The 1485-nt window shown below is 46.4% G+C and carries 2 protein-coding genes; one reads left to right on the top strand and one right to left on the bottom strand.

Annotation, left to right across the window (positions count from 1 at the left end; translation table 11 throughout):
• Nucleotides 1–1017: citramalate synthase (cimA, locus tag Q0541_RS09940; RefSeq protein WP_298908955.1), on the top strand; the 1017-nt coding region annotated here is incomplete at its 5' end.
• Between the two features lie 336 nt (nucleotides 1018–1353).
• On the opposite strand, the gene Q0541_RS34390 is transcribed toward cimA, so the two are convergent.
• A partial coding sequence (locus Q0541_RS34390; protein WP_366941850.1) for a hypothetical protein occupies nucleotides 1354–1485 on the bottom strand: 132 nt, incomplete at its 5' end.

Here is a 1485-nt window from a genome sequence, read left to right on the forward strand (position 1 = left end):
GATTCCCAATCTCCAATGCCGCAAATCGGAATTCACACTCATAATGATTCGGAAATGGCGGTTGCTAACGCAATAGCCGCCGTTATGGCAGGGGCAAAGATGGTACAGGGGACAATTAACGGTTACGGTGAACGTTGCGGTAATGCTAACCTCTGTTCATTAATTCCCAATTTACAACTGAAGGCGGGTTACAGTTGTATCACAGAAGACCAGCTAACACAACTTACAGAAGCTAGTCGTTTTGTTAGTGAGGTGGTCAACCTCGCGCCAGATGAACACGCTCCCTTTGTGGGACGTTCGGCTTTTGCCCACAAGGGCGGTATTCATGTATCAGCCGTGGAACGTAATCCCCTGACTTACGAACACATTCAGCCGGAACAAGTCGGGAATCATCGCCGCATCGTGATTTCTGAACAGTCTGGACTCAGCAATGTTTTAGCCAAAGCCCGCAGTTTTGGGATTGAACTCGATCAGCTAAAGGCAGAGGCCAAGCAAATTCTCCAGCGCCTCAAAGACTTGGAGAGCGAAGGATTTCAATTTGAAGCAGCAGAGGCAAGTTTTGTATTGTTGATGCACGAAGCTTTGGGAGATCGCCAACAGTTTTTTGAAATCAAAGGTTTTCAAGTCCACTGTGACTTGATTGAGGGGAAAGAAACTAGCAATGCTCTAGCTACAGTCAAAGTCGCTGTTGATGGGAAAAATATTTTGGAGGCGGCCGAAGGTAATGGGCCCGTGGCAGCTTTGGATGCGGCTTTACGCAGGGCTTTAGTGAACTTTTATCCCCAAATAGCAACCTTTGATTTGACAGATTACAAAGTCCGGATTCTCAATGGACATACAGGCACTGCGGCGAAAACTCGTGTGTTTGTAGAATCGGGCAATGGTCATCAACGCTGGACAACAGTAGGGGTTTCCACCAATATTTTGGAGGCTTCCTATCAAGCGGTGGTAGAGGGCTTGGAATACGGTTTGTTGTTGCACTCCCAAGCGGAAGCGGTGGTGAAAGCTTCTAGTTGACAAAAAGCACTATGTAGCGTTCCGAACTTGACGAACCCCACCTGAAGATCAGCCACCTTCATTGGTGGGGTATTAAACCCGCATCGTGTTGCCACCCGATAAGGAAATGGGGAGACAATTTCCCCTTGTCCCCCCATCCCCTTGTCAAAATTGATAAATTATCCAATCTTGTGGGGTGTTGCTCTTTAGCTCGCCCAGCTCATAGATGGGGCAAGACGCCCATCCCACAATAAATAATTAGATATTTTTTTACTTGCTAGTCCCTAAGTATAGCATTTCATAAATGCATGACGAATTGAGCGACCTACTGGTAAAGCTTGGCAAAACTCGATAACGCTAGGAAGTTGTAGAATTATCTATTACGGTAGGAATGACGTAACCTGCAATACCTTCATATACATATCCATTCTTGCCACCAGCCAGCTCACTAAAATTAGTAGTGTACAAGTGGTCAGAAGCTGCGGAACT

It is taken from the genome of uncultured Nostoc sp., assembly GCF_937863485.1.
Lineage (GTDB): Bacteria > Cyanobacteriota > Cyanobacteriia > Cyanobacteriales > Nostocaceae > Nostoc.